24 protein-coding genes and 1 pseudogene are annotated in these 22,738 nt (G+C 71.8%); 13 read left to right on the top strand and 12 right to left on the bottom strand.

Annotation, left to right across the window (positions count from 1 at the left end; genetic code table 11):
* Nucleotides 1-6 precede the first annotated feature (6 nt).
* Nucleotides 7-1,506 (bottom strand): glutamate--cysteine ligase, encoded by a 1,500-nt coding sequence (locus ACWEVP_RS31520; RefSeq protein ID WP_452066186.1) that lies wholly within the window; start codon nt 1,504-1,506, stop codon nt 7-9.
* Nucleotides 1,507-1,719: 213 nt separating this feature from the next.
* Here ACWEVP_RS31520 and ACWEVP_RS31525 point away from each other — a divergent pair, with 213 nt between their 5' ends.
* Genes ACWEVP_RS31525 through ACWEVP_RS31535 form a run of 3 tightly spaced genes read left to right on the top strand, consistent with a single transcriptional unit; the run spans nt 1,720 to nt 3,518 of the window.
* Complete coding sequence (locus ACWEVP_RS31525) at nt 1,720-2,526, top strand: TrmH family RNA methyltransferase (protein ID WP_452066187.1); 807 nt, start codon at nt 1,720-1,722, stop codon at nt 2,524-2,526.
* An 11-nt stretch (nt 2,527-2,537) separates the two neighbouring features.
* Nucleotides 2,538-3,149 (top strand): DUF2537 domain-containing protein, encoded by a 612-nt coding sequence (locus ACWEVP_RS31530; RefSeq protein WP_452066188.1) that lies wholly within the window; start codon nt 2,538-2,540, stop codon nt 3,147-3,149.
* Nucleotides 3,150-3,161: 12 nt separating this feature from the next.
* Nucleotides 3,162-3,518 carry an MmcQ/YjbR family DNA-binding protein gene (locus ACWEVP_RS31535; RefSeq protein WP_452066189.1) on the top strand — a complete coding sequence of 119 codons (357 nt, stop codon included), beginning with the start codon at nt 3,162-3,164 and terminating at the stop codon, nt 3,516-3,518.
* On the opposite strand, the gene sepH is transcribed toward ACWEVP_RS31535, so the two are convergent.
* The 3 genes from sepH to ACWEVP_RS31550 all read right to left on the bottom strand — a co-directional run bounded on the left by sepH (nt 3,515) and on the right by ACWEVP_RS31550 (nt 6,352).
* Nucleotides 3,515-4,354, bottom strand: coding sequence for a septation protein SepH (sepH, locus tag ACWEVP_RS31540; RefSeq protein ID WP_452066190.1), 840 nt, complete (start codon nt 4,352-4,354; stop codon nt 3,515-3,517). The two genes, ACWEVP_RS31535 and sepH, sit on opposite strands and share 4 nt — an antisense overlap.
* Nucleotides 4,355-4,544: 190 nt before the next feature.
* A complete protein-coding gene (locus ACWEVP_RS31545; RefSeq protein WP_452066191.1) occupies nt 4,545-5,693 on the bottom strand; it encodes a sensor histidine kinase in 1,149 nt (382 codons plus the stop codon).
* On the bottom strand, nt 5,690-6,352 hold the full coding sequence (locus ACWEVP_RS31550; RefSeq protein ID WP_452066192.1) for a response regulator transcription factor: 663 nt from the start codon (nt 6,350-6,352) through the stop codon (nt 5,690-5,692). The genes ACWEVP_RS31545 and ACWEVP_RS31550 overlap by 4 nt, the downstream gene beginning before the upstream one ends.
* Nucleotides 6,353-6,462: 110 nt before the next feature.
* Between ACWEVP_RS31550 and ACWEVP_RS31555 the strand changes: the two genes are divergently transcribed.
* The 6 genes from ACWEVP_RS31555 (at nt 6,463) to ACWEVP_RS31580 (ending at nt 13,019) form a co-directional block, all read left to right on the top strand.
* Entirely contained in the window at nt 6,463-7,002 is a 540-nt protein-coding gene (locus tag ACWEVP_RS31555) for a hypothetical protein (RefSeq protein WP_452066193.1), read from the top strand.
* Complete coding sequence (locus ACWEVP_RS31560; RefSeq protein ID WP_452066194.1) at nt 6,999-8,093, top strand: peptidoglycan-binding protein; 1,095 nt, start codon at nt 6,999-7,001, stop codon at nt 8,091-8,093. The genes ACWEVP_RS31555 and ACWEVP_RS31560 overlap by 4 nt, the downstream gene beginning before the upstream one ends.
* Nucleotides 8,090-8,776: an ABC transporter ATP-binding protein gene (locus ACWEVP_RS31565; RefSeq protein WP_086680226.1), complete on the top strand. Its 687-nt coding sequence runs from the start codon at nt 8,090-8,092 to the stop codon at nt 8,774-8,776. Before ACWEVP_RS31560 ends, ACWEVP_RS31565 begins: the two co-directional genes overlap by 4 nt.
* The gene (locus tag ACWEVP_RS31570) at nt 8,773-9,978 is read left to right on the top strand and encodes an ABC transporter permease (RefSeq protein ID WP_452066195.1); all 1,206 of its coding nucleotides are present in this window, start codon (nt 8,773-8,775) and stop codon (nt 9,976-9,978) included. The genes ACWEVP_RS31565 and ACWEVP_RS31570 overlap by 4 nt, the downstream gene beginning before the upstream one ends.
* Nucleotides 9,979-10,235: 257 nt before the next feature.
* On the top strand, nt 10,236-11,753 hold the full coding sequence (locus ACWEVP_RS31575; RefSeq protein WP_452066196.1) for an amidohydrolase family protein: 1,518 nt from the start codon (nt 10,236-10,238) through the stop codon (nt 11,751-11,753).
* Between the two features lie 78 nt (nt 11,754-11,831).
* A complete protein-coding gene (locus tag ACWEVP_RS31580) occupies nt 11,832-13,019 on the top strand; it encodes a glycosyltransferase 87 family protein (RefSeq protein WP_452066339.1) in 1,188 nt (395 codons plus the stop codon).
* Here ACWEVP_RS31580 and serC read toward each other — a convergent pair.
* The 6 genes and pseudogenes from serC to ACWEVP_RS31610 form a co-directional block, all read right to left on the bottom strand.
* A complete protein-coding gene (gene serC / locus ACWEVP_RS31585; protein ID WP_452066197.1) occupies nt 13,012-14,136 on the bottom strand; it encodes a phosphoserine transaminase in 1,125 nt (374 codons plus the stop codon). The two genes, ACWEVP_RS31580 and serC, sit on opposite strands and share 8 nt — an antisense overlap.
* A gap of 250 nt (nt 14,137-14,386) precedes the next feature.
* A complete protein-coding gene (locus ACWEVP_RS31590; protein WP_452066198.1) occupies nt 14,387-15,727 on the bottom strand; it encodes a serine hydrolase domain-containing protein in 1,341 nt (446 codons plus the stop codon).
* Nucleotides 15,728-15,750: 23 nt separating this feature from the next.
* Nucleotides 15,751-16,371 (bottom strand): response regulator transcription factor, encoded by a 621-nt coding sequence (locus ACWEVP_RS31595; RefSeq protein ID WP_452066199.1) that lies wholly within the window; start codon nt 16,369-16,371, stop codon nt 15,751-15,753.
* Nucleotides 16,368-17,528: a sensor histidine kinase gene (locus ACWEVP_RS31600; RefSeq protein WP_452066340.1), complete on the bottom strand. Its 1,161-nt coding sequence runs from the start codon at nt 17,526-17,528 to the stop codon at nt 16,368-16,370. Before ACWEVP_RS31600 ends, ACWEVP_RS31595 begins: the two co-directional genes overlap by 4 nt.
* Nucleotides 17,525-18,334: an ABC transporter permease gene (locus ACWEVP_RS31605; RefSeq protein ID WP_452066200.1), complete on the bottom strand. Its 810-nt coding sequence runs from the start codon at nt 18,332-18,334 to the stop codon at nt 17,525-17,527. The genes ACWEVP_RS31600 and ACWEVP_RS31605 overlap by 4 nt, the downstream gene beginning before the upstream one ends.
* A pseudogene (locus ACWEVP_RS31610) lies at nt 18,331-18,612 on the bottom strand (ABC transporter ATP-binding protein); the annotation flags it as partial. The gene ACWEVP_RS31605 and the pseudogene ACWEVP_RS31610, both read right to left, overlap by 4 nt.
* A gap of 701 nt (nt 18,613-19,313) precedes the next feature.
* Between ACWEVP_RS31610 and ACWEVP_RS31615 the strand changes: the two are divergent.
* The 4 genes from ACWEVP_RS31615 to ACWEVP_RS31630 all read left to right on the top strand — a co-directional run bounded on the left by ACWEVP_RS31615 (nt 19,314) and on the right by ACWEVP_RS31630 (nt 21,355).
* The gene (locus ACWEVP_RS31615; RefSeq protein ID WP_452066201.1) at nt 19,314-19,820 is read left to right on the top strand and encodes a hypothetical protein; all 507 of its coding nucleotides are present in this window, start codon (nt 19,314-19,316) and stop codon (nt 19,818-19,820) included.
* Nucleotides 19,821-20,006: 186 nt separating this feature from the next.
* Nucleotides 20,007-20,342: a hypothetical protein gene (locus tag ACWEVP_RS31620; protein WP_452066202.1), complete on the top strand. Its 336-nt coding sequence runs from the start codon at nt 20,007-20,009 to the stop codon at nt 20,340-20,342.
* A 264-nt stretch (nt 20,343-20,606) separates the two neighbouring features.
* Nucleotides 20,607-21,062: a histone-like nucleoid-structuring protein Lsr2 gene (locus tag ACWEVP_RS31625; RefSeq protein WP_452066203.1), complete on the top strand. Its 456-nt coding sequence runs from the start codon at nt 20,607-20,609 to the stop codon at nt 21,060-21,062.
* The gene (locus tag ACWEVP_RS31630; protein WP_452066204.1) at nt 21,059-21,355 is read left to right on the top strand and encodes a hypothetical protein; all 297 of its coding nucleotides are present in this window, start codon (nt 21,059-21,061) and stop codon (nt 21,353-21,355) included. Before ACWEVP_RS31625 ends, ACWEVP_RS31630 begins: the two co-directional genes overlap by 4 nt.
* A gap of 108 nt (nt 21,356-21,463) precedes the next feature.
* Here ACWEVP_RS31630 and ACWEVP_RS31635 read toward each other — a convergent pair whose 3' ends face one another.
* Nucleotides 21,464-21,754, bottom strand: coding sequence for a hypothetical protein (locus ACWEVP_RS31635; protein WP_452066205.1), 291 nt, complete (start codon nt 21,752-21,754; stop codon nt 21,464-21,466).
* Nucleotides 21,755-21,763: 9 nt separating this feature from the next.
* Complete coding sequence (locus ACWEVP_RS31640) at nt 21,764-22,732, bottom strand: LysM peptidoglycan-binding domain-containing protein (protein WP_452066206.1); 969 nt, start codon at nt 22,730-22,732, stop codon at nt 21,764-21,766.
* Nucleotides 22,733-22,738: the final 6 nt, after the last annotated feature.

Here is a 22,738-nt window from a genome sequence, read left to right on the forward strand (position 1 = left end):
TAGCGGTCAGTCGCCCAGCTGCCAGGTGTGGACGGGCTCGCCGGACTCGGACAGCTCCAGATACCGGCCCAGCATGCGGGTCAGCGCCTCCTCGCGGTCGAGCCCGCGCTCCTGCGCGCGCAGGACGTAGTCGCGCTGCCAGGTCGCCCCCGTCCGCCGCGCGAGGCAACGCCGCTCGACGATCCCGAGGTAGCGCTCGCGGGCTTCGTCGGAGACGTCGGAGCGGCGCAGGCCTTCGTGGGCGAGCGGGAGCAGCACGCGCAGCGCCAGCTCGTCCGGCGGGATCCAGCCGATGCCCGGCCAGTACAGCTGCGCCTCGAATCCGCGGCGGGCGCCGGCGTAGAGGTTCTCCTCCGCCGCCTGGAACGACATCTGGCTCCACACCGGGCGTTCCGCCTCGGCGAGCGCGCGCTGGGCGCCGTAGAAGAACGCCGCGTTCGCGACCGTGTCGACGACCGTCGGCCCGGCCGGCAGCACGCGGTTCTCCACGCGCAGGTGCGGCAGGCCGTCGACGACGTCGTACACCGGGCGGTTCCAGCGCCAGATCGTCCCGTTGTGCATGCGCAGCTCGGTCAGCTTGGGCGCCTGCCCGGCGTCGAGCGCCTCGATCGGGTCCTCGGTGTCGGTTTCCGGGAGCAGGCCGGGGAAGTAGCGGACGTTCTCCTCGAACAGATCGAAGATCGACGTGATCCACCGCTCGCCGAACCACACCCGCGGCCGGACGCCCTGGTTCTTCAGCTCCTCGGGCCGGGTGTCGGTCGCCTGCAGGAACAGCGGGATCCGCGTCTCGTGCCAGAGCGCCTTCCCCAGCAGGAACGGCGAGTTCGTCGCGAGCGCGATCTGCGGCCCGGCCAGGCACTGCGCCGCGTTCCAGTGCGCCGCGAACTCCTCGGGCGCGACCTGCAGGTGCAGCTGCACGCTGGTGCACGCGGCCTCCGGCAGGATCGACTCCGCGTAGCTGCGCAGGCGTTCGGGCTGCTGGCCCGGCAGGGCCGCGCCCTCCATCGCCAGCACCGTGCGCTCGCCGCGCGCGGCGAAGATCTGGTCGTTCAGCGTGGAGTACCGGGCCTTGTTGGTGAGCCACTTCTGGTCGAAGTGCTCGTGCTTCAACGTCGGCAGGATGCCGATCATGGCCAGCTGCGACCCGGTGTCGCGGGCCTTCGAGGCCGCCGTCGCGAGGTACGCGCGGAGATCGTCTTCGAGCTGGAGGGCGGAATCCCCGGCCAGCGGCCGCGGCGGCACGTTCAGCTCGAGGTTGTGCTGGCCCAGCTCGGTGGTGAACGACGGGTCGTCGAGGGCTTCCAGCACGGCGGTGTTCGTCATCGACGGGCGCAGCTCGCGGTCGACGAGGTTGAGCTCCACCTCGAGGCCGATGTTCTTGCGGGGGAAAGAAAAGCTGCCGTCGGTGAGCATGCGGGCCAACGTGTCCAGGCAACGCTGCACCTTGCGGCGGTACCGTCCGCGGTCCAGCGTGTTGAACGATTGAGCCGCGAGGTCCATCCCCATGACCATCCCTGCTTCGTGCGTCGGCGTGGAACTAGGACGTGTTTCCGGCCCCGGCGGACAACCGTTTCACAGGCGATGCAGCCGGGCTAGCGGCCAAACTGGTGCTCTCCGTCACGAGGAGTTAACTGACAGCAAAATCCCCCCGTTCGTACCACTGGTGGCTCGACGTTCGGACCAGTGAGGAGCCCGGCAAGCGGGTGACAGACTGGGCTGATGGGCGTGATCCACATCGACGAAATCGACGACCCGCGCGTCGACGATTTCCGCGACCTGTCCACAGCGGACCGCCGTCCGGACCGGCCGGGCGGCAAGGGACTCGTCATCGCCGAAGGCACCGTCGTGGTGTCCCGGCTGCTGGCGTCCCGGTACCCGGTACGGGCGTTGCTGGGCGTCGAACGGCGGTTCGCCGAGCTGGCCGGCGATCTCGCGGGGCTCGACGTGCCCCAGTACGCGGCTTCGGCGGAGACGATGGCGGAAATCGTCGGGTTCCACCTCAACCGCGGGGTCCTCGCCGTCGCGGACCGGCCGGCGCCGCTGACGGTTTCCGAAGTCGTCGACGGTGCCGGCACGATCGCCGTGCTCGAAGGCGTCGGCGACCACGAAAACCTGGGTGCGCTCTTCCGCAACGCTGCCGCGCTCGGCGTCGGCGGTGTCCTGCTCGGCCCCGGCTGCTCCGACCCGCTGTACCGGCGCAGTGTGCGCGTGTCGATGGGGCACGTCCTGCGCGTGCCGTTCGGGCACCTCACGGACTGGCCCGGCGGGCTCGACGACCTTCGGGCGCGCGGGTTCGCCGTCGCCGCGTTCACGCCGCGGGCCGGTTCGATCCCGCTGCCCGAGCTCCGGGCGCACGCGCCCGGCCGGGTGGCGCTGCTGTTCGGCGCCGAAGGTCCCGGACTGACGGAAACGGCGCTGGCGGCGGCTGATCACGCCGTCCGGATACCCATGCCGGCCGGAGTCGACTCACTCAACATCGCGACGGCCGCCGCCGTGGCCTTCTACGAACTGGCGCGGGCCGACTAAGGTTCCGGTTCATGGAGCTGCGGATCCGCGGTGAGCGCGCCGTGCTGGCCGGACCGGGCGGGGAACACGCGCGCGAGGTCGACCCGCACAACCTCGCGATCGGCGCCGACCTGGCCCAGGCCCTGCACGAGTGGGCGCGCGTGGCGTCCGCGGTCTCGGCGGGTTCCGGGGCCGAAGCGGGTTCCGTCGTTTCGCAGCGCGGCCGTCAGCTGGCCGGCCGGCTCGCCTCGGTGATGGGCACGACGGTGCGGTTCGTGGACCCGGTGACGGGCGCCGACACGGTCGTCGAGCCACCCCCGCGCGACAGCGCACCCGGCCGGAAGTTCGTCCGGACCGTGCTCGGGCCGCCCGGCCCACCCGGGGAACCGACGCCGTGGCTGACCGGGCTGACGGTGTCGGCGTTCATCGCGGCCGTGGTCGTGGTGGCGATGCTGGCGCTGGCATCGACACTTGCGCGGGAGACCAGCGGCTGGCTGGCGCTGGTGGCGTCGGTCGTCGTGACGGCCGGGATCACGCCGTCGTTGTGGCTGATCCGCCGCACGCCGATCCTGCGCTGGGCCGCGTACGGCGCGGCGGGCGGCGTCGTGATCGCGTGGATCGGCGTGCTCGTGATCGCGTTCTGAGGCGGGTGTCCGATGGGTGTGCAGCTGGACGCGTTGCGGAAGTTGTGCCTTGCCCTGCCCGAAGCGACCGAGCGGCTCAGCCACGGCTCGCCCGCCTGGTTCGTGCGCGGCAAGAAGACCTTCGTCATGTTCCACGACGACCACCACGGCGACGGCCGCCTGGCCTTCTGGTGCCCGGCGCCGCCCGGGGTGCAGGAAGAGCTCGTGCGGACCGAGCCCGAGCGGTTCTTCCGGCCGGCGTACGTCGGGCACCGCGGGTGGCTGGGCGTGCGGCTGGACGTCGACGTCGACTGGGGCGAGGTCGACCGGATCGTGCGGGAGGCCTACCGGCAGGTGGCGCCGAAGACGCTCGCCGCGCGGCTCGACTAGCCGCGCTGCGAACGGACCCCGAGCAGCACGTCCTCCCAGGACGGCACGATCGGGTGGTTCTTCTTGGCCTTCGGCCGCGGCTCGGCGTGGTCCTCTTCGGGATCAGCCGGGACCCGCGGGATCTCGCGGGTGTCGTCGTCCGGGTCCGGCTCGGCGGCCGGCAGCTCCGCGCGCTCCGGCTCCACCGAGTCCAGCGTCGGCTGGAACTCCGCTTCGCGGGCCGGCTCGAGGGCGCGGACCGTGCGGGGGGCGCGGTAGGCGTTCGGGTCGAGCAGGACCTCGGCGTTCTCGTCGAGCGCCACGACCGTGCCGCCGTGCGCTCCCGGCGAGAACGCCCAGTGCGCGCGGTTGTCCGACCGCCCGGCCTTCCACCGCAGCACGACGACCCAGCGGCCGTCGTCGCCCTTCCACGAGTCCCAGGTGGCCTGCGAGTAGTCGTGCCCGCGGACGCCGAAGCCGTACGCGACGACCTCGCCGAGCGTCTGCACGTCGGGGCCGTCTTCGCGGACCGGGTGGGCGCTCTGCGCGAGCTCGGCGGTCCGGGATCGCTCGAGCAGGACGGGGTAGGCGTAGCGCTCGACGCGCTGCGTCGAAACGCCCGCACTCGCGGCGACCTGCTCGACGGACTCGCCGGCGCGGATGCGCTGCTGGATCTCGCGTGGGCGCATCTGGCTCTCCAACTCGATTTCGATCTGGCCGAGGCGGGTGATGTCACCTCGCGCCGCCGCGCGCAGTCGCTCATCGGCCGGGAGCAGGAAACGAGTACGGCTCGCCGGGTCTTCGAGCACGATGGACTTGCCGTCCTCGTGCAGCCCGACCACTCGCAGCGCCCGCATTTCTCGCCTCCCCGATCTTCTTCACCGTTGTGGGTGCCCACGTTAGAACGGCGCGTCGGCTTGACGTGCGAGGCGCGCCGAGTCCGCGTCGAACTGCCCACTGTTCACTTGGTGACCCCCGCATCATCGACGACGCAGGTCGGCGCCCGCCGGGTGACACGCCGGACACGGTCAGTCACGATCGAGTGGATCACGACGGCGGCAGGCGGACGGTCACGGTGAGCCCGCCGCGCCGCCCGGGCTGGGCCTCGGCGTAGCCCCCGTGCGCCGATGCCACCGAGCGCACGATCGACAGGCCCAGCCCCGCGTTGCGCGTGTCGCCGGTCCGCTCCGAGCCCACCCGGCGGAACGGCTCGAACAGCGTCGGCACGGCCTCCGGTGGCACCACCGGTCCCGAATTCCGCACCTCCAGCGCCGGGTCGCCGCGGACCTCGACGTAAACCCAGCCGCCCGAGGCGTTGTACGTGATCGCGTTGACCACCAGGTTCGTCACCAGCCGCTCGAGCAGCACCGGGTCGCCCGCCACCACGCGCGGCCGCAGGCGGGTCTCCACCGTCACCCCGGCCGCCTCCGCCGAAGCCGCGGTCGCACGGACGACGGCCGCCACCACTTCGTCGAGCCGGACCGGCGCCCGGGACTGGAGGCCGCGGTCGCTGCGGGCCAGCACCAGCAGGCCTTCGATCATCCGTTCGCTGCGCTCGTTGGTGTGCAGCAGGTGCGTGCCGAGCTTGCGCAGCTCCGGCGCCGCCTCGGGATCGGCCATCGCCACCTCGACCAGCGTCCGCTGGACGGCCAGGGGCGTCCGCAGCTCGTGGGACGCGTTCGCGACGAACCGCTTCTGGCTGTCGAACGACTCCGCGAGCCGGTCGAGCATGCCGTCGAAGGTGTCCGCCAGCTCCTTCAGCTCGTCGGGCGGGCCCTCCAGGTTGATCCGCCGGTCGAGCTTGCCCGCTTCCAGCCGCCGCGCCGCCGACGTGATGTCGTGCAGTGGTCGCAGCGCGCGGCCCGCCATCAGCCAGCCGAACAGCACGGCCAGCGCCGCCGTCGCCACCAGCGCGATCGCCGAGCCGACGACCAGGGTGGACAGCGTCGAGGAGCGGTACTCGTCCAGCGAGCCGCTGAGCAGCCGCACCGCCACGCCTTCGGACGGCAGGGGCGTGCCGGCCGCGATGCCGTAGGTGGCGTCGGCCGAGCCGATCGTCGTCGAGGCGACCCGGGCCGGGTCCGGCAGCGTGCTCTGGACCAGCAGGTAGTTGATGACGACGAGCACCAGCCCGGCCAGCAGGAACAGCCCGCCGTACCAGGCGGTGAGCTTCGTCCGGACCGACAGCGCGGTCACGGCTTGCCGAACCGGTAGCCGGCGCCGGGCACGGTCTCGATCACCGGCGGGTCGCCGAGCTTGCGCCGCAACGTCATGACCGCGACGCGCACCGCGTTCGTGAACGGGTCGGCGTGTTCGTCCCACGCCTTCTCCAGCAGCTCCTCGGCGCTGACCACCGCGCCCTCGGCTCGCATGAGCACCTCGAGCACGGCGAACTCCTTCGGCGAGAGCAGCAGGAACCGGCCGTCGCGCGCGGCCTGGTGGCGCGGCAGGTCGAGCACGACGCCGTCGCGTTGCAGCACCGGCGGCAACGCGGGCCGCGCGCGCCGCGACAGCGCCTGCACCCGCGCGACCAGCTCGGCGAACGCGAACGGCTTCGTCAGGTAGTCGTCGGCGCCGAGGCCCAGGCCGGCGACGCGGTCGGTGACGTCGGCGGCCGCGGTCAGCATCAGCACGCGCGCCTCGCCGCCCGCCTCGACCACGGCGGCGCAGACGGCGTCGCCGTGCACCTTCGGCAGGTCGCGGTCGAGGACCACGACGTCGTAGCCGTGCACGCCGACGCGTTCCAGGGCCTGCTCGCCGTCGTAGCAGACGTCGACGGCCATCGAGAACCGCCGCAGCCCCTCCGCGACCGAGTCGGCCAGCAGCCGCTCGTCCTCCACCACCAGCACGCGCACCCGCCCAGTCTGCGCAGGAGGGCCATAAGGACCGCATAAGCGACGACGCTTAGCGCGCCCGAATCCCCCGATCCGTAGACCTGGCACCCACCGGACGAAAGGAGCGAGCCATGCGGACACGGATCTTCGTCGCGGCGCTCGGGGCGGCGCTGCTGCTCGGGGGCTGCGGCGCGAAGGCCGACGACGGGTCGAAGGTGGCGTCGATCTCGACGCCGCCGAAGTCGGGCGGGCCCACCGCCGCCGACAACAGCGGCAAGAGCGACGAGGACAAGATGCGCGACTTCGCCAAGTGCATGCGCGAGCACGGCGTCGACATGCCCGACCCGAAACCGGCCGGGGACGGCAAGGGCATGTCGATCACCCTGGGCGGCGACGCGAAGGACAGCGGGAAGCTCGACGCCGCGCAGAACGCGTGCAAGCACCTCATGCCCAACGGCGGCGAGATGAAGCCGCCGAGCGCCGAGGAGCTCGACAAGATGCGCAAGGACGCGAAGTGCATGCGCGACCACGGCATCGACATGCCCGACCCCGATCCCAGCGGCAAGGGCATGACGCGGATCGGCGGGCCGGGCGACGACCCGAAGAAGTTCGAAGACGCCGCGAAGGCGTGCGGGCTCGGCATGAGCGTCAGCAGCGAGGCCGGAAAGTGAGCGAAGTGACCCACCTCAAGCCCCGCCGCCGCGGCCGGACGCGCTGGTTCGTCGCCGGCGCGGTGCTCGTGGTGGTGCTGGGCACCAGCTCCGTCGTGGTCCTGACCCGGGTGTCGAGCGCGACGCCGGTCAAGGAGGCCGCGCCGCCGCCGGTCGAGACGGCCGAGGTCGTCAAGACCGACCTCAGCGAGGAAGAGGAAGCCGACGGCACGCTCGGCTACGGCGACGAATCGAGCGTCCAGGGCCGCAAACCGGGCACGATCACGTCGCTGCCCGACGCCGGCGCCACGATCACCCGGTGCAAGCCGGTGTACGGAGTGGACGCGAAGCCGGTGCCGCTGTTCTACGGAACGCTGCCCTTCTACCGGGACCTCGCCACCGGCGCGGACGACGGCGCCGACGTCAAGCAGCTGGAGGAGAACCTCAAGGCCTGCGGCTTCGGCGGGTTCGGCACGCCGGACAAGAAGTTCACCTCCGCGACGGCGGCCGCGCTGAAGAAGTGGCAGAAGTCGCTGGGGCTGGAGCAGACCGGTGCGTTCGGCCAGGGCGACGTCGTGCTCGCGGCGGGCGAGGTCCGCGTGTCGGCGCTGTCGGCGAAGCCGGGCTCGCCCGCGCAGGGCGAGGTGCTCAAGACGACCGGGACCGTCCGTTCGGTGCAGGTGAAGCTGGACGCGGCGAAGCAGGATCTCGCGCAGCAGGGCGCGAAGGCGTCCGTGACGATCAACGGCAAGACGACCCAGGGCACGATCACCGACGTCGGGCGGACCGCCGTCGAGGGCAAGGACGCCGCCGGCCAGGACGACGGCAAGCCCAAGATCACCGTGACCGTCCGGCTGGACGACCCGGCGGCCGGGGGCACGCTCGACTCGGCGCCGGCGAGCGTCCGGTTCACCAAGGACGTCCACGCCGGTGTGCTCGCGGTTCCGGTCGGCGCTCTGCTCGCGCTCGCCGAGGGCGGGTACGCCGTCGAGGTCGACGAGAACGGGCAGCGGCGGCTGATCGGTGTCCGAACCGGACTGTTCAGCGGCGGCAAGGTCGAGGTCACCGGGAACGGCCTCGCCGCGGGCATGCGGGTGGTGACGACGTCGTGACGCCCGTGCTGCGCGTCCACGAGGTCACGCGCACTTACCCCGGCGGGGTGGCCGCGCTCGACGGCGTCTCGCTGTCGCTGGAAAACGGCGAGATGGTGGCGATCGTCGGGCCGTCGGGGTCCGGCAAGTCGACGCTGCTGCACCTGATGGGCACGCTCGACCGGCCGTCGTCGGGGCGCGTCGAGCTGCACGGCCACGACGTCGCCGCGCTGCCGGACCGGAAGGTCTCGGCGCTGCGCTCGCGCTGGATCGGGTTCGTGTTCCAGCAGTTCTTCCTCGACGAAGGGATGAGTGCGGTGGACAACGTGTGCACCGGCCTGCTCTACGCCGGGGTGCCGCGGCGACGGCGGCGCGACCGGGCGCTGGCCGCGCTCGACCGCGTCAAGCTGGGGCACCGGGCGTGGCACCGGCCGGGGGAGCTGTCCGGTGGGGAGCGCCAGCGCGTCGCGATCGCGCGGGCCGTGGTCAACGAGCCGTCGATCCTGCTGGCCGACGAGCCGACCGGCAACCTCGACACCGGCACCGGCGCGTCCGTGCTCTCGCTGCTGGGTGAGTTGTCCGCGGACGGCACCACGATCGTCGTGATCACCCACGACCGCGAGATCGCGGCGGGCATGCCGCGCCGGATCGAGCTGCTCGACGGCCACCTGCGCCTCGACACCGGCCTGGTGGGTGCGCGGTGACCGCGGTGCTGCTGCCGGAACCGGCCCGGCTCAAGCCGCCGGACGTCGTCGCGCTCGGCGCCCACGGCATGCGGACGCGGCCGGTGCGCGCGGTGCTTTCCGCGCTGGGCATCGCGATCGGGGTCGCGGCGATGGTCGCGGTGCTGGCGATCCCGGCATCCGGCGGGCAGGCCCTGCACGACCGGCTGGCCGCGCTCGGCACGAACCTGCTCACCGCCGGGCCGGGGCAGACGTTGTTCGGCGACGACGCGACATTGCCCGACGACGCCGTCCCGATGGCCAAGCGGATCGGGCCGGTCCAGGCGGCGAGCGGGACCGGCACCACGTCGGCGAGCGTGCGGCGCAGCGACAAGATCGCGCCGGACGACACGTCCGGGCTCGCGGTGTTCGCGGCGAAGCCGGACCTGCTGGCCGTGCTCGGCGGGAAGGTGCGCGCCGGCGCGTTCCTCGCGGCGGGCAACCAGGACTACCCGGTGACGGTGCTCGGTTCGCAGGCGGCGGCCCGCCTGGGCATCGACCACATCGACCCGGCCCGGCCGCCGCAGGTGCTGATCGGGACGCAGTGGTTCACCGTGGTCGGGATCCTCTCGCCGATGCCGCTGGCGCCGGAGATCGAGCGGTCGGCACTGGTCGGCTGGGACGTCGCGAAGCGCCTGCTCGGGTTCGACGGTCATCCGTCCACCGTGTACGTCCGCGCGGAGGAGTCCCAAGTGGACGGTGTGCGGTCGGTGCTGGGCGCGACCCTGAACCCGCAGGCGCCCAACGAGGTCGAGGTCCGCCGCCCGTCGGACGCGCTCGCCGCGCAGAAGCTCACGGACACGACGTACAGCGCGCTGTTCCTGGGGCTGGGCGGCGTGGCGTTGCTGGTCGGCGGGGTCGGGGTGGCGAACACGATGGTGATCTCGGTGCTGGAGCGACGGCGCGAGATCGGCCTGCGCCGCGCGCTCGGCGCGACGAAGAGGCAGATCCGCGGGCAGTTCCTGGCCGAGTCGGTGCTGCTGTCCGGGCTGGGCGGGCTGGCGGGGGTGCTGGCCGGGGTGCTGGTGACCGCGGGGTACGCGCTGAGCCAGGGCTGGCCGGCGGTCCTGCCGTGGGCCACGCTGGCCGGCGGCGTGGGCGTGGCCGCGCTGGTGGGGGCGATCGCGGGGGCGTACCCGGCGGTCCGCGCGGCCCGGCTGGCACCCACGCAAGCCCTGGCCTGACCGCGGGGCGGCACTTTGCGGGGAAAGTGCCGCCCACGCGCGGGTTCGGCCGGGCGAGGGGAGGCTTCGGCGAGGGTGTTGTCCGGCGGGGGCGTTCGCGGCGAGCGCCCCCGCCGCCGCGCGCGTGCACTTTCGCGGGTGGCGGCCCCACCCGCGCTACCTCCGAGCATGCGCAGCCGGAACACCGCACGCTGGGAGATTCACACCCCCCGCCCGGCGGGTTGAATGGGCCGCGAACCCGAGCGAAGGGGGCGGCCGTGGTACGGGTCGAGACGAACCGGCGTGACTTCCTCCGCCGGCTGGCCGCCGCCGGCGCGGGGCTCGCCACCGCGGGGATCGCCCCCGCCGTTTTCGCCCAGGAGGCCGCCGCGGCCGGATCGGAAGTCGTCGTCGTTCTCGGGGCCACCGTCGTCGACGGCACGGACGGCCCGCCCCGGCCGGACTCGGCCGTCGTGCTGGTCGGCGACCGGATCGCCTGGATCGGCCCGGCCGCGCACCTGCCGGCGTCGAGCGGCGTCCGGACCGTCGACGGCCGGGGCCGGTACCTCGTGCCCGGCCTCTGGGACCTGCACACCCACGGCCTCGACCTCGAGGCGATCTTCCCGCCGCTGTACCTGGCCAACGGCGTCACCGGGATCCGCGAGATGTGGGGCTACCCGGAGAACCGCGCGGCGCGCGACAAGATCGTCCGCGGGGAGCTGGCCGGTCCCCGGGTCGTCATGGGCAGCTCGATCGTCGATGGTCCCGTCTCCATGCTCCAGCCGCCGGTGACCAAGGTGGCGACGGACGCCGAGGCCCGCGCCGCCGTCGCGACCGCGATCGCCGAGGGCGCCGACTTCGTCAAGGTGTACTCCTACCTGGGCGCGGAGGCCTTCGCGGCGATCGCCGACGAGTGCCGCCGGGCCGGGCTGCCGTTCGGCGGGCACTGGCCGTACCGGGTCCCGCAACCGGTCGCGAGCGACGCCGGCCAGCGCAGCTTCGAGCACCTCTTCGGCGTCCCCCTCTACACGTCGGCGCACCGGGACGAGTTTCTCCGGACGCTGGCCGCGACGCCGTTCGACCCGGCGGACCCGCGCGCGTTCTTCGTCCTCGCCCGGGAGCTGGACCGGCGCGCGACCGAGGCGTACAGCCCGTGGCGAGCCCAGGAGTTCTTCGCCCGCCTCGTGGGCAACGAAACCCGGCTGACCCCGACGCTGGTCGTCAACAAGGTGATGTGTTCGCCGGCCAGTACGTTCGCGCACGACCCCCGGCTGAAGTACATCCCGCGGAACGTGCGGGACAACTGGGCCGAGCAGGTGCGGATCCGCACGCCGGTCACCCCCGAGGAGATCGCCCGGCAGGACGCCTACTTCCGCGCGCAGGTGGAACTGGTCGGCGCGGCGCACCGGGCGGGCGTCCCCCTGCTCGCCGGCACGGACTGCCTGAACCCGTACGTCTTCCCCGGCTTCAGCCTGCACGACGAGCTGGAGCACTTGGTCGAAGCGGGTCTGTCCCCGCTGCGCGCGCTGCAGGTGGCGACCCGCGACGCGGCGGCGTTCCTCGGCCGGTCCGCGACCGCGGGCACGATCGCCCCGGGCAAGGTGGCCGACCTGGTGCTCCTCGACGCGAACCCCCTGACCGACATCCGCGCGATCCGGCGGATCGACACGGTGGTGGCGGCCGGCCGGGTGTTCGACCGCGCGGCGCTGGACCACCTGCTCGCCGGCGCCGAAGCCGCCACGGGCGCGAGCGCGAACGCCAGGTCAGTGGGCTTGCCGGTGCACAGCTGCTGCTGAGCGCCCGGTAATCTCGGCCGGTCGAAGACCTGGGTTCGAGGGGGCGCGTTGACTGGGCGGAAGCTGGCGTGGGCGCTCGTGTTGCTCGAAGTCGCGGCCGTGGTCCTCGTGCTCGTCCTCAAGCGGTTCGACGGCCTGGACCTGGAGGTCTACCTCGGCGGGGCGAAGGCGCTGGCCGAGCAGGGCTCGCCGTACGACGCCTGGGTGCCGACGACCCACCAGATCCTGCTGCCGTTCACCTACACGCCGTTCGCCGCGGCCGCGTTCTGGCCCGGCACGCTGCTGCCCTTCGCGGTCACGATGAAGCTGGTCAGCATCGCCTCGATCGTCGCGACCGGCGTCGTCGCCTACCTCTACGTCGCGACGCTCAACGGCTCGCTCACCGATGCCACCAAGGTCAACGGCCGGGTCGTCGCCGCACTGGTCGCGATCGGCGCGCAGCTCGCCGGGGCCCTGCTGGAGCCGGTGCGCTCGACGCTCGGCTTCGGCCAGATCAACGCGCTGCTCATGGTCCTGGTCGTGCTCGACGTCCTGCTCCCCGGCGACCGCAAGCGGACGAAGGGCCTGCTCATCGGCGTGGCGGCGGCGATCAAGCTGACGCCGGCGGTGTTCGTCGTCTACTTCCTGTTCCGCCGCGACTACCGGTCGGCCGCGCGCGTGGTCGCCGGGTTCGTCGCGGCCGGGGCGCTGCTGTGGCTGATCCGGCCGACGGCGTCGGTCACCTACTGGACGAAGCTGGTGTTCGACGCGGGCCGCATCGGCGGCGTCGACTACGTCGGCAACCAGTCGCTGCACGGCCTGACCGTGCGCGCCGGCCTGCCGGAGTTCGCCTGGGTGCTGGCCGCGCTGGTGGTGATGGCCCTGGTCGCGGTGACCGTCGCGCGCGCCGAGCCGGTGCTCGGGCTGACCGCCTGTGCGCTCGGCGGCCTGCTCGTGTCGCCGATCTCGTGGACGCACCACTGGACGTGGTGCGTGCCGATCCTCGTCCTCGCCGGGTGGTACGCGTGGCGCTTCGGCCGCGCGATCCGGTGGGTGGCGGCCGCGGTCGTCGTGGCCGGGCTGACGTTGTTCATCGTCGGCCCGATGTGGTTCGCCCCGCGCCCGGCGCCCTCGTTCGGCTGGTGGCTGGCGACGGAGTCGTACGAGCTCTTCGGCCTCGCGCTGCTGGTTCTGGCCGCGTTCGCCGCACCCCGGTTGCGCACGAAGAAGGGGGCCCTTCCCGCCGTGGCGGAAACGGCCCCCTCCGAGGCTCCCCAGGTCAGCTGAGGCGCTCGACCACGTACTCGATGGCCTGCGTCAGCTTCGTGACGTCGTCGGGGTCGATGGCCGGGAACAGACCGACGCGCAGCTGGTTGCGGCCCAGCTTGCGATACGGCTCGGTGTCGACGATCCCGTTGGCGCGCAGCACCTTCGCCACCGCGGCGGCGTCGACCTCGTCGGTGAAGTCCACGGTGCCGACGACCTGCGAGCGCAGGTCCGGGTCCTTCACGAACGGCGTCGTGTAGCTCGTCTTCTCGGCCCACTCGTACAGCCGCGACGACGAGTCCTTCGTGCGCGAGGTCGTCCACTCGAGGCCGCCCTGGCCGTTCATCCACTCGATCTGCTCGGCGAGCAGGAACAGCGTGGCCACGGCCGGGGTGTTGTACGTCTGGTCCTTGCGGGAGTTGTCCAGCGCGGTGGTCAGCGACAGGAACTCGGGGATCCAGCGGTCGCTCCCGCCGATCTCGCCGATCCGCTCGACGGCGGCCGGCGAGGCCAGCGCGATCCAGAGGCCACCGTCGGCGGCGAACGACTTCTGCGGCGCGAAGTAGTAGACGTCGAAGTCCTCGGCCTTGACCGGGAGCCCGCCGGCACCGGAGGTGGCGTCGATCGCGACGAGCGCGTCGCCGGAGCCTTCGGGGCGGCGGACCGGCACGGCCACGCCGGTGGAGGTCTCGTTGTGCGCCCAGCCGACCAGGTCGGCGCCGGCTTCGTAGGCGATGTCGGGGGCGGAGCCCGGCTCGGCCTTGACGACGATCGGGTCGGCCAGGAACGGCGCGCCCTTGGTCACGGTGGCGAACTTCGAGGAGAACTCGCCGTAGGTGAAGTGCTGGGCGCGCTCGCGGACCAGGCCGAAGGCGGCCGCGTCCCAGAACGCCGTGGTACCGCCGTTGCCCAGGATCACCTCGTAGCCCTCGGGCAGGGAGAACAGCTCGGACAGGCCCGCCCGCACGCGCCCGACGAGGGACTTGACCGGCTTCTGCCGGTGCGACGTGCCGAGGTAGGTGGAGCCGGACTCCGCCAGTGCGCTCAGCTGCTCGGCGCGGACCTTCGACGGTCCGCAGCCGAAGCGGCCGTCGGCCGGCTTGAGGTCTGCGGGGATGGTCAACTCAGCGTCGGTCATGTGGCCAGTCTCTCAGGTCGGGATGCGGCTGGTGAAGGTGGTATTCAGCTGTCCGGTATGTGGGAACCGGGGTGTTCGGGGCGCGGGGGCGCCCGTCCCCGACTCTAGGCCGCTCCACCAACCGGCGGCTTCCCGCTGTAAGCCGTGGGGGTAAAAACACGGTTCCCGCGAGTCACGGAGGCCACTAGATTTCGGCACTGGCTTGCGGGCCCCGCTCACCACCCTGGGGGTGTGAGCGGGGCCCGGCGGGTCAGCGCCAGCCGTCGACACCGCCCGGCACCGGCGCCGCCGGGTCGTACGGCGTGCGGGTGAAGATGAACGTCGCCAGGTCGAGGTGCGTCGCGACGCCGTCGGCGTTCCGGCCCACTTCGAGCGTCTCGCCGGCGTAGTACCCGTCGAGGCCGACGTAGGTGTCGCGGCCGGTGGCGCGGAAGCGCGAGCTGCGCCCGGCGCCCTCGGCCGGGGCCAGCGACAGCAGCCCGTCACCCTGGATCCGCAGGTGGTACGGCGTCGGCCCCCAGTGCCAGAGCCCGGTGAGCGCCAGCAGCGCGGGGTCGACCGCCGACGGCTGCCACTCGGCGGGCAGGCGCGGCTCCCGCTCGTCGGTCATCGTGATCAGGTCCAGGCAGAGCTGGGTGATCCCGACACCGGACGTCGAGTTCGTCAGCACCAGCGCGCCGGTCTGCGCGACCGGGTCCACCAGCGTGACGGCCAGGAAGCCCGGCATCGAACCGGTGTGCCCGGCCAGCCGGCGGCCCTGGTAGCGCACCAGCATCAGGCCGAGGCCGAAGCCGGTCGTCCAGACGTCGGTGTCGTCGACGGTGACCATCGTGCGCATCTGCTCGATCGTCTCCTGGGCCAGCACGCCACCGCCGTGGCCGCCGAGGAACGCCGTCCAGCGGCCGAGGTCCTTCGCCGTCGACCACAGCTGGCCGGCGGGCGCCATCGCGCCGGCGTCCGGGCTGGGCTCCGGCAGGAGGACGTCGGCGAAGGGGTGCACGGCGAAGCCGTCGGCGTGCGCGCCCACCGGGTGCGGCGTCGTGCGGGTCATCCCGAGCGGGCCGAGGACCTCCTCGTCGAGCACGGAGAGCCAGCCCTTGCCGCGGTGGCGCGAGACGAGCTCGCCCAGCACGCCGTAGCCGACGTTCGAGTAGTGGAACCGCGCGCCCGGCCGGTGCTTGGTCGCCCCCTCGGCCAGGCTTCCGACGAGCGCCTCCCAGTCGCCGCCGGGGGTGCGCTCCCACCACAGACCGGGCGATTCGGACGTCAGGCCGGACGTGTGCGACAGCAGCTGCGCGACGGTGGCGGTGCCGAACGGCGTGCCGGGCACGTGCTTTTCGAGGGGGTCGTTGAGGTCGACCAGGCCTTCGTCGCGCAACCGCATGACGGCGGTCGCGACGAGGGTCTTGGTGATCGAGCCCAGCCGGTACTGCGTGTCGGTGCCGGGCGGCTGGTCGCCGACGCGCCCGCGGGCCCCGGACCAGACGATCTCCCCGTCCCGCACGACGGCGGCGACGAGCGAGGGTGCCCGGCAGGCGGCCTGCTCGTGGGCGATCCGGCGGAGCAGGGCGTGTTCGGTCGACTCAAGCATGAGGGCATTCTGCCGCGCGGCGCTCAGCCCAGCAGGTTCCGGGCCATCGCCGTCGTCACCGCGGCCGTCCGGTCCGAGACGCCGAGCTTGCCGAACACCCGCAGCAGGTGCGTCTTCACCGTCGCCTCGCTGATGTGCAGGGCCCGGCCGATGTCCGCGTTCGTGCCGCCCGTCGCGACCAGCCGCAGCACTTCCACCTCGCGCGCGGACAGCGGCTGCGGCTCCGGGTTGCGCACGCGGTTCACCAGTTTTCCGGCCACCGACGGCGCCAGCACCGTCTCGCCGCGCGAAGCCGCCCTGATCGCGTTCGCCAGCTCCGTGCGCGACGCGTCCTTCAGCAGGTAGCCCGACGCCCCCGCCTCGACCGCGCGGAGGATGTCGGCGTCGGTTTCGTACGTCGTCAGGACGACGATCCGGCGGCCCGGCTCGTCGCGCAGGATGCGTTTCGTGGCGCCGACGCCGTCGAGGCCGGGCATCCGCAGGTCCATCAGCACGACGTCCGGCCGCGCGACGCGGTCGAGCGCGACGGCTTCGTCGCCCGAGCCCGCCTCGCCGACCACCGTCAGGTCGGGTTCGGCTTCGAGCATGCCCCGCAGGCCTTCGCGGACGACGGGGTGGTCGTCGACGAGCATGACGCGGATCAAGCCGGCACCTCCAGGGTGAGTTCGGTGCCGCTCGGGCCACTCCGGACGCTCAGTGTGCCACCCACCTGCTCGGCGCGGGATCGCATGCCGCGCAGGCCGAACCCGGTCACGCCGCCGGTGTCGAAGCCGGCGCCGTCGTCCCGGACCGACAGCCGGACCGCCTCGTCCACAACGGACAGCCGCACCAAAACCGAAGACGCGCGCGCGTGCCGCCGGACGTTGTTCAGCGCTTCCTGCGCGCCCCGCAGCAGGACCACCTCGCCCGCCATGCCGATGGCCGGGATGGCACCGTCCACTTCGTACCGGACGGACACGCCCGTCTCGTCCGCGAGCCGGTCGGCCTGGCGGCGGACGGCGTCCACAAGGGACCCCGAGGCCAGGTCCGCCGGCGCCAGCGCGGCGACCATCGCGCGGGCCTCGGTGAGGTTGTCCCGCGCTGTGCGGGCGGCGAGCTCGGCGTGCCGCCGCGCCGCCGCCGGGTCGGTGTCCACTTCGGACTCGATGGCCTGCGCGAGGGTGACGATGCTGGTGAACCCCTGCGCGAGGGTGTCGTGGATTTCGCGCGCCAGCCGTTCGCGCTCGGCCGCCGTGCCCGCCTCCCGGGAGAGCCGGGCGACCTCCGCCTGGCTCTCCTCGAGCTTCGCGATCAGGTCCGCCCGCGCCCGGCTCTCCTCGATGACGTGCCCGATGAACTTGCCGCACAGCACGCCGAAGACGACCAGGATCGCCGTCATGGGCAGCATGATGTGCAACGTCGGGCCGCTGAACCCGTCGTTGACGACGGCGGCCGCGGGGTTGAGCAGGATCGCCACCGTGGTGAGGACCGCCGCCGGGCGGAACTCGAGCGTGGAGAACAGCAGCGGGCACGCCATGAAGAGGATGAAGCCGGACGTGCCCTCGGCGAGCATGGCGATCCCGACGAACACCAGCACCGCGAGGGCGAACACCCAGCGCTGCCCGAGGGACGAGTCGTCGTCCCGGACGAGCCGGCGGCCCCACAGCAGGTAGCTCAGCGCGAGCGCGGTGAGCGCCCCGGCGGCGACGGCGGTGCGGGCCGGCTCGGCACCGTCGAGGATCACCAGCGTCGTCGTGGCCAGGTAGGCGACCGCGAAGAGGATCTCCCAGAGCCAGTTGAACCGGTCCCAGGCGTCCTTCACCTCGCGTCGGTCCACCGGAACGTCAGCCGTGCCAGCACCGCGCCCGCCACGCACCAGATCCCCAGCACCAGCGCCACCCGCGAGAGCTCCCATGACCCAGCCATCTCCATCCTGACCGCGGCGTCCGGCAGGAACACCGACCGGAAACCCTGGCAGATCCACTTCAACGGGAAGAACGACGCGATGTCCACCATAACCTTGGGCAGGTTGGTGATCGGCGAGACGAACACGCCGGAGATGAACTGCAGCACCAGGTACAGCATCTGGACGATCGCGACGGCGCCGTTCGTCGACTTGGCCAGCGAGCTGATCGCGATGCCGAGCAGCGTGCACGAGACGATGCCGAGCGCGAACACCCACAGCAGCGTCAGCCACTTCGCCGGGTCGGAGGGCAGCTGGAGTCCGAAGAGGAGCACGGCGACCGCGGCCATCAGGACGGTCTGGGCCAGGCTGGACACCGCGACCAGCACCATCTTGCCGACGAAGTAGGACGCGGGCGGCATCGGCGTGCCGCGAAGGCGTTTGAGCGCCCCGGTTTCCCGGTCGGCCGAGACGCCGGTCGCGATGCTGTTGAACGACGTCGAGACGATGCCGGAGCCGATCATCCCGGCCGCCAGCAGCTGCCCCGAGGTGACGCCCTCGAGCGCGGTCGGACCGTCCAGGATGGACCCGAGCAGGATCATCAGGACCGCGGGCAGGGAGAAGGTGAAGACCACCTGTTCCTTGTGCCGGAAGAACTGCCGCAGTTCGGTGCCGCCGCGCGCCAGGCCCAGCGACAACGGGCCCGGTAAGGCTAGTGTCGTCATGCTTTGTCTCCGATCAGGTCCAGGTAGATGTCCTCCAGGCTCGGCCTGGTCACGGTCAGCCCGGCGAGCTCCCTACCCCCAGCAGAGAGCTCGGTGACGAGCTTGGTCGGGTACGCGGTGCGCTCGACGTGCGCGCCGCGTTCGTCGGTCCACCGCACGGTCGCCTCGGCGGCGGCCCGGCCGCCCAGGTTCTGCGGGGTGTCCTGCGCGACGATCTCCCCGCGGGCGATCACCGCGACGCGGTCGGCCAGCGCCTCGGCCTCGTCGAGGTAGTGCGTGGGGCGGGGTGCAGCACGACAGAGCGTTACGAAACCGGACGCAACCTGACCAGGGGCTTAGCGGCTCCGCGGGGAGCCAGGACGCAACCCGGGGCAACCCGCCGCAGCGGAGTTTGCTCCCATCCTGCTCCCCGCCGAGCCCAAAGTGGGCGATCAACTAACCACCTGTAGTTGATCAACCAACCGGAGCGAGTTAACCCGATCAGGTAGTGCTACCGAGTCGGGAGAAGTGATTAGGCCAACAGGGTTACCAACGGCATATCCGCGCCACGAACGAGTGAAGATCTAATGTCCGTGTTGCACCTCGGGCGTGCGGAATGTTCCGTTAGGTACCCGGGTGTTACCAAAACAGATCGGTACGCCAGGATCAGTAAGGCCGTGACCAGCGGGGGAGTCGGACGGGGGGCGTCCGGCTTGGATCGGAGAGTGCCCAAAGTGAGCGATTCGGCGTTAGTGCGCGTACGACGGTCTGTCCGTCAGTACGCGCGCACGCGTGTCGCTCTCAGGGCGCTCCGCGATCCACAGTCACCACCAACGGCCCAATCACTTCCACCGGCAGGGCGCTTAGCCGTCTGACCGGGCTCCGGGAAGCACCTCGGTCAAGGTTGCTTCCGGCACTCAACTAATCGGCGCAATGCCGCACGTCCTCGGCGTGCGCGCGCCAAAGACATTGGTGTGCAAGCAAAGGAAGCATTTTGACCGTGCACGAGCTTGACGGGATGGCGCTACCCAAATTCGCGCCGTCCGCGGCGGACTCGATCACCGACGCGGACCACGCACGCAAGGTCCTGACCGCCTACTACAACCCAGAGATCACCCATGCGGGCGATCCGAAGCTATGTCCCGGCCGTGAGGTGCGGATTCGCGGCCGGATTCATCTCGTCGTCGACCGCGGAACGATCATCTCGGTTGGCGAGTACGACCCGCCCAAGCTGGACGGGGCTTCGCCTGTCCTCGATCCGCAACGTGCCCGCCTAAGACGCTTTCGAGGCGGCCGGGGGAACCGGTTCCCGACGACGGTGGACGAGCTCGTCCGCCGGATTCGCGCGACCGGTGCGGAGATCGAGCAAACCAGCAAGCACTACTCAGTACGCCTGCCGTCCGGGAAGTGGATGACAGTCCCGAAGACGGTTCATGACTGGCGCGCACTTCGGAACACCGTGACGCAACTGAGGCGTGCCGGGCTCGACGTGACCCGGGACGTCTGAGTGAGGAGAGAGCAGAACGTGAACAGGATGGACCTCGATAACCCGGACGTCGTCATGCGCGCTACCGCCGCTTTCCGCGCGGTTGCGACGTGTCCGCCGGGGGATGCGGGCGGGCCTGCTCGGGCTCGGTCGCTGGAAATGTACATGGCTTCGGACGACCGACACGTTGATGATCAACTGTGGTCGATGGTCCTCGTCGGTGCCCGGCTGACGGCGGACCGGATCACGGAGGCGGGGGGCACCTTCCCTGAGTCGGTCGCTGCCGCGGTCGACGCTCCCAGCCCGGTCGATCCTCGGGCCGGAGCGTTCGCGGCGGTGCTGGCCGAGCTGGACGGGGACGACGCTGCCGCGGCGCTGGCGATGGGTGCGGTCCGCGACGTCCACGGCACGGACGGCCTGGTGATCGCGGTCGGGTACCTGTGCCGGTTGTTCCAGGACGCGCGTCAACCGGTCCGTAGACGGGGCCAGCAGCGTCGTGGGCGCGACGACGGGCCGAGCGGGGAGGAGAACCCCCGTGAGTAGGCATAGGAGCTCTGAGCCGTCACTGCCGTTGCTCGACTGGTCGTCTGCCGTGGTCGGGGGGATGTCCCTGGGCGTGGCGGTCATGTGGGTGGTGACGATGCGCAGCGTCACGGGGGCGGCCGTCGCGGTCGCCCTGGTGATGGGGGTCGTGGGGATCGCGGTCGCTGTGACCGCGCTGATGGGTCACCCGAGGGTGACCCGGCCTCCGGGGGGCACGGAGGTACGTACGGAAGATGAAACGCACGAAATGGAGAAAGTCAGCTAATGGCTCAACGGGTTCTGATTCACATGACGGACGACCTCGACGGCTCAGAGGGAGCGTCGACCGTCCGGTTTGGGCTGGACGGGGTGTCGTATGAGATCGACCTGTCCGAGGGCAACGCCGCCGACCTGCGGGGGGCCATGCAGCGGTTCACCGACGCTGCGCGTCGGACGGGGGGACGTCGGGAGCGCGGGACCGGTCCGGCCGCGCGCTCGAACGGCGGCACCGTGAAGCCGGGTAACGGAGTGCCGGCGGCGGTGTTCAGCTCGTCGGAGCAGACCCCGGCGACGCGGAGCCGGGCGCGTGAGATTCGCGCATGGGCCGCGGAGGCGGGTTACGAGCTCAGCCCGAAGGGCCGTATCCCGCGTGAGGTCGTCGAGGCGTTCGACAACCGGGAGCCGGACGAGCCCACTGAGGACGAGAAGCCGCGGCGGGGCGGCCGGAGGAAGCGAGCATGACCGCCCTCGCTCAGTCCCCCTGGATGTGCGACGTCTGCGACAACGAACGCGCGGTACGCGCGGCGAAGGTCCCGGGGTTGTCGACGACGGTCGCGTACGGCGAGCGGTGCCTTGCCGCGAACGTGCACCCGTACGGGGTCCTGGTCGCGAAGACGGCCGACATGGGCGGTCTGATCAACACGTCACACTGGTGGCGTGACATGGTCGAGCGGACGTGTCAGTACCTCCGGGTGTCGATCGACCAGTTCAATGAGGACGTCGCGCGCGTCCACGAGAGTCAGAGCGGCGACTAGTCCGGACACACGAAAACAGCGGCCCGCCAACCGATTCGGTTGGCGGGCCGCTGTCGTTTCAGAACCCCGTCCCGGGAGAGAGCAGCCACCAGGAAGGTTGACCGCAGTCTAGGCCACGGGAGGGGTCCCGTCCGGCGGGGGCACACCCGGGGTCGCCCGCACGAGCGGGGTCCCGTCCGCCGCGCGCGGGGACGACACGGGTGTCACCTGCCCCTCACCGACGAGGGCGACCGCGACGGAGCAGGCCGCGCCGACGATGCCGACGAGCCAGCCGGTAGCGGCCGGGTCGAGCGGAACGCCCACAGTGGGCAGTCCGCCGACGATGAGTGAGACGAGCGCGCCGACCGCGGCGATCACGCGGAGCGGGCGCGGCTGAGGTGTGGTGTCGAGTGTGGACATGCGGGGACCTCACACGTTGAGGGTCTGACCGGCGTAGATCCGGTTCGGGTTGCTGAGGTGGTTGAGCGCCACCAGGGCCGGGACGGTGGTCCCGTAGCGGCCCGCGATGGCGGTCAGGTTGTCGCCGGGCCGGACGACGTACGTCCGGCGCGAGACGGGCGGGGCCGCGGCCCAGGAGGTACCCGGGCGGTGGATCACCTGTCCGACGCGGATCAGGTTGACGTCCGCGATGCCGTTCGCGACGGCGACGGCGGACACGGTCGTGTTCCAGTAGGACGCGATGCGAGACAGGGTGTCGCCGCTGCGCACCGTCCACGTGTCGCCCGAAGAGGACGGAGCCGGAACGGGTGCCGGGATCGGGGTCGGTGTCGGGGCAACCTGTCCGATGGTGATCGACTGGAGCGCGTAAGCACCCATCGTGGCGTTGCGGTCGACGTTGCCGGGGATGCCGGGGACGGTGCCACTGCTGGTGTGCTGGTGGCACGCCATCCGCCCGTACGTCCACCCCGGGCTACCGGGTGCACCGTTGTACCGGGCGATGTGCCCGAGGATGCCGCGGTTGGACCAGCGGCCGGGGACGAGGACGTTGTTCCACCAGTCGAGGTTTCCGTACACGTCGAGCGGGCTGACGTTCAACGCATCGTAGAACCCGTTCACCGCATCGTTGGCAGAGCCGCGGACGTCGGCCGACTCCATGTCCAACATGGGCATGAGCGCGCCCACGGCCAAACAGCCGGCGTCTCCGGCGACCTGCCTAAAGTGGGCCGCCTGCGCGGACACGCTGCCCGCCCGGAGGAAGTGGTACGCGCCGACGACGATCCCGGCCGCCTTGAGCTGGCGGACCTTGGGCGCGAACGTCGGATCGACGTAGTCGGTCGACTCGGTCGCCTTGACCCACGCGAACGTGATGTTGTTGCCGCGTACCGCGTTCGCGTCGCTGATGGCGTTGTAATGGCTGACATCAATGCCGTAGTCCACGGGGAT

Source organism: Amycolatopsis sp. NPDC003865 (genome assembly GCF_053605345.1).

What these genes read in the sequence shown, in the direction of transcription:
- ACWEVP_RS31520 (WP_452066186.1), bottom strand. Translation starts at nt 1,506, where the DNA reads ATGGGGATGGACCTCGCGGCTCAATCGTTCAACACGCTGGACCGCGGA.
- ACWEVP_RS31625 (WP_452066203.1), top strand. Translation starts at nt 20,607, where the DNA reads ATGGCTCAACGGGTTCTGATTCACATGACGGACGACCTCGACGGCTCA.
- serC (WP_452066197.1), bottom strand. Translation starts at nt 14,136, where the DNA reads ATGACCGACGCTGAGTTGACCATCCCCGCAGACCTCAAGCCGGCCGAC.
- ACWEVP_RS31535 (WP_452066189.1), top strand. Translation starts at nt 3,162, where the DNA reads ATGGGTGTGCAGCTGGACGCGTTGCGGAAGTTGTGCCTTGCCCTGCCC.
- ACWEVP_RS31525 (WP_452066187.1), top strand. Translation starts at nt 1,720, where the DNA reads ATGGGCGTGATCCACATCGACGAAATCGACGACCCGCGCGTCGACGAT.
- ACWEVP_RS31630 (WP_452066204.1), top strand. Translation starts at nt 21,059, where the DNA reads ATGACCGCCCTCGCTCAGTCCCCCTGGATGTGCGACGTCTGCGACAAC.
- ACWEVP_RS31635 (WP_452066205.1), bottom strand. Translation starts at nt 21,754, where the DNA reads ATGTCCACACTCGACACCACACCTCAGCCGCGCCCGCTCCGCGTGATC.
- ACWEVP_RS31530 (WP_452066188.1), top strand. Translation starts at nt 2,538, where the DNA reads ATGGAGCTGCGGATCCGCGGTGAGCGCGCCGTGCTGGCCGGACCGGGC.
- ACWEVP_RS31605 (WP_452066200.1), bottom strand. Translation starts at nt 18,334, where the DNA reads ATGACGACACTAGCCTTACCGGGCCCGTTGTCGCTGGGCCTGGCGCGC.
- ACWEVP_RS31555 (WP_452066193.1), top strand. Translation starts at nt 6,463, where the DNA reads ATGCGGACACGGATCTTCGTCGCGGCGCTCGGGGCGGCGCTGCTGCTC.
- ACWEVP_RS31620 (WP_452066202.1), top strand. Translation starts at nt 20,007, where the DNA reads ATGGTCCTCGTCGGTGCCCGGCTGACGGCGGACCGGATCACGGAGGCG.
- sepH (WP_452066190.1), bottom strand. Translation starts at nt 4,354, where the DNA reads ATGCGGGCGCTGCGAGTGGTCGGGCTGCACGAGGACGGCAAGTCCATC.
- ACWEVP_RS31590 (WP_452066198.1), bottom strand. Translation starts at nt 15,727, where the DNA reads ATGCTTGAGTCGACCGAACACGCCCTGCTCCGCCGGATCGCCCACGAG.